The following is a 3,716-nucleotide window of genomic DNA, read 5'->3' on the forward strand; positions in this document are numbered from 1 at the left end:
TTTTCCTTAATAATATGTGTAAAAGTTCCTTAAAAATAGAATAAAACCTCAATTTGAATACGTTCCAAATAGTATGCATTTCATACTACTAAAGCACTATTCAAACCAAGGTTATTTAAGTTACATAAATGTCTTTAAAGGTCTTAAATTATTTCATTATAAAAGTATTAAATTACTACACTAAAACAAATTGACTGAATAGACGAGAATTCGTTCTTTTGCATCGCTTGCTTCAAAGAGATCACTACAATCAATAGGTTCTCTTTTGGGAGGATTGCTAGGTGGCGCAGGATTGACAGATACTGTAAGTTTTATGATTAAGGGTGCTCAAGGAATGATGCCTGCTATTTTGAGGATTGTTACAGCAGGAGTTCTTGCAGGGGTACTTATAGAAACAGGAGCAGCTAATAAGATAGCAGAGACAATAGTTGACAAAATGGGGGAGAATAAAGCGATATTTGCATTAGTCATATCAACATTTATTTTAACAGCTGTAGGTGTATTTATAGATATTGCAGTAATTACTGTATCACCAATAGCCTTAGCTTTAGCCAAAAGAGTAAACATATCAAAAACTTCAATATTAATCGCCATGATTGGTGGAGGAAAATGTGGAAATATAATTTCTCCAAATCCAAATGCAATAGCGGCATCAGAATCATTTAATATTCCCTTAACTTCGGTAATGTTCGCAGGAATTATTCCATCGATAGTTGGGATAGTAATTACAGTAATTATTGCAAGTTCATTAACACGAAAAGGTGTTAAAATAGTTGATTCTGATATAGAAGTTGGAACTGAAATAAAAGAAAAGCCTTCTTTTACAGCATCAATAATAGGACCAGTTTTTGCAATCTTGCTGCTTGCTTTACGTCCAATTGCAAATGTAGTTATAGATCCGTTAGTTGCATTGCCAGTAGGTGGTTTAATAGGATGTATTGCTATGGGAAAAATTAAGAATATAAATGAATACTGCAAGTTAGGATTAAGTAAAATGATAATGGTAGCAATAATATTGATAGGAACAGGAACTTTAGCAGGAATAATCTCAAATTCAAATATCAAGGATATAATTACAGCATTATTAAGTTCAACGGGTGCACCTGCATTCTTATTAGCACCGCTTTCAGGAATATTGATGTCTGCTGCCACAGCCTCTACAACATCAGGTACTGCTGTAGCAAGCAAGGTATTTGGACCATCAATGATTTCACTGGGTGTTAAGCCATTAAATGCGGCTGCGATGATTCATAGTGGAGCGACAGTTTTGGATCACTTGCCACATGGAAGCTTTTTCCATGCTACTGGTGGAGCAGTTAATATGGAAATAAAAGACAGACTTTTATTAATACCATTTGAAAGTTTGATAGGATTTGTATTGACTGTGGTTTCAACAATATTGTTTGGAATTTTTGGACTATAGATTGGGAGGCAAAAATGAAAGTAGTAATAGCACCAGATTCATTTAAAGAAAGCATGTCAGCAAAAGAAGTATGCGATTGTGCGGAAAGGGGAATTTTATCAATATTTCCAGAATGGGAAATAGTAAAAGTTCCTATGGCTGATGGTGGAGAAGGTACATTAGAATCTCTAATAGATGCAACAAATGGTAAAATTTACAATGAAGAAACCTTAAATCCGATTGGAGAAAAAATTATTTCAAGATATGGAATATTAGGAGATAAGAATATTGCTATAATTGAGATGGCTTCAACGAGCGGTATAGAACTGATACCAAAAGAAAAAAGAGATCCATATATAACAACAACCTATGGTACAGGGCAGTTAATGTTAAAGGCCTTAGATCACGATGTGGAAAGAATTATTTTAGGAATAGGTGGAAGTGCTACAACAGATGGCGGAGCTGGAATGCTTCAGGCGTTAGGTGCTAAATTGATGGATGAAAATGGAAGAGAAATTGGATTCGGTGGATTTGAACTAGGAAAATTAGCCAAAATAGATTTTTCAAATTTAGACGAAAGATTAAGAAAGGTAGAAATCTTAGTTGCGTGTGATGTTTCAAACCCGTTAACTGGTAAAAACGGATCAGCATACGTATTTGGTCCTCAAAAAGGTGCAACTCCTCAAATGGTGGAAGTTTTGGATAACAATCTGCTACATTATTCAAAAATTGTCAAAAGAGACTTGAATATGGAAATAAACAATGTTCCTGGTGCAGGGGCTGCTGGAGGTCTTGGTGCAGGATTGTTGACTCTAGGAGGAATATTGAAAAAAGGTGTAGAAATAGTTATTGATACTGTTGATCTTGAGGAAAAACTGAAAGATGCGGATTTGGTAATAACTGGAGAAGGTGGAATGGATAAACAGACAATTTATGGAAAAACACCTTTTGGAGTTGCAGAACTTGCTAAAAAATACAATATTCCAGTAATTGGAATAGCTGGAAATCTAGGAAATGGCTACGAAATTTTGTATGATAATGGCTTTGATGCTATATTTTCCATTATGCCTGGAGTCAGAACTCTTGAAACTGCATTAATTTCAGGAAGTGTAAATGTTGAAAACACAGTAAGAAATATTTTTGGAGCATTAAAATCAATAAAAATAAAATAATATATAAATTACCTAAACTTCTCAATATAATTCATAAAGTTAAATAACATTGAGGTTTAGGTAAAAATGATTTTCATAAAGAATTTTCAACTTTCTGCATTTAATATTACCAAAAAATGTGCTAAAATATATTCAAAAGATGCGAGAAAAAAGGTTAGTCAAAAATTTAGAAATGCTGAAGGAGGAAATGATGAAAATATTGATTGTAGGTGCTGGCGGAAGAGAGCATGCAATTGCTTGGAAACTTTCTCAAAATGAAAAGGTGGAAAAAATATTTATAGCTCCAGGAAATGCTTGTGTAGAAATGTTACCAAATGCTGAAAGTGTTAATTTAGGATCAATCGATGAGTATATTTCATTTGCAAAAGACAATAATGTGGAATTGACAGTCGTGGGAAGTGAAGAATTGCTTGTTCAGGGGATTGTGGATGAATTTCATAAAAATGGACTGAAAATATTTGGGCCTGATAAAAAGGCTGCGATTCTTGAGGGAAGTAAGGCTTATTCTAAGGATTTTATGAAAAAATATGGGATAAAGACAGCAGTTTATGAAATTTTTGATAATTCTGAAAAAGCTAAGAAATTTTTGAATAACTGGAAAGATTTTCCTGTGGTTATAAAGGCTAGCGGGCTTGCAGCTGGGAAAGGTGTTATTATTGCTCAAAATCTAAATGAAGCTATTAAGGCTGTGGAAGATATAATGGTTGATGAGAAATTTGGAAATGCTGGAAATCAGGTTGTAATTGAAGAATTTCTGGATGGAGTAGAGGCTTCAATTTTATCATTTACAGATAGTAAAGTAATTGTACCGCTATTGTCAGCAAAGGATCATAAAAAGATTGGGGAAGATGAAACTGGATTAAATACAGGAGGAATGGGAGTTATTAGTCCAAATCCTTTTGTTACGGATGAAATTTTTGAAAAATTTAAGTCAGATATAATGGATCCGACTTTGAAGGGAATGCAGTCTGAAGGAATGGACTTTGCGGGAGTAATTTTCTTTGGGCTGATGATTACTAAAAAAGGTGTTTACCTGCTTGAATACAATATGAGAATGGGAGATCCAGAAACTCAGGCGGTATTGCCGCTTCTGGAAAATGACTTGCTTGAGTTAATAGAAAAATCCTTTGATAAAAAATTAT

3 protein-coding genes are annotated in these 3,716 nt (G+C 33.9%); all 3 read left to right on the plus strand.

The annotated features are described in order from the left end of the window. The first annotated feature begins 265 nt into the window (after positions 1 to 265). Positions 266 to 1,423: a Na+/H+ antiporter NhaC family protein gene (locus tag Q0370_RS11210; protein ID WP_299575748.1), complete on the plus strand. Its 1,158-nt coding sequence runs from the start codon at positions 266 to 268 to the stop codon at positions 1,421 to 1,423. 14 nt (positions 1,424 to 1,437) lie between these two features. Beyond that, positions 1,438 to 2,574: a glycerate kinase gene (locus Q0370_RS11215; RefSeq protein WP_299575750.1), complete on the plus strand. Its 1,137-nt coding sequence runs from the start codon at positions 1,438 to 1,440 to the stop codon at positions 2,572 to 2,574. A 190-nt stretch (positions 2,575 to 2,764) separates the two neighbouring features. Continuing rightward, positions 2,765 to 3,716 (plus strand): phosphoribosylamine--glycine ligase (purD, locus tag Q0370_RS11220; protein WP_299575752.1); only part of this gene is annotated, 952 nt, incomplete at its 3' end.

The sequence above is a fragment of the uncultured Leptotrichia sp. genome, assembly GCF_938036635.1.
Classification (GTDB): domain Bacteria; phylum Fusobacteriota; class Fusobacteriia; order Fusobacteriales; family Leptotrichiaceae; genus Leptotrichia; species Leptotrichia hongkongensis.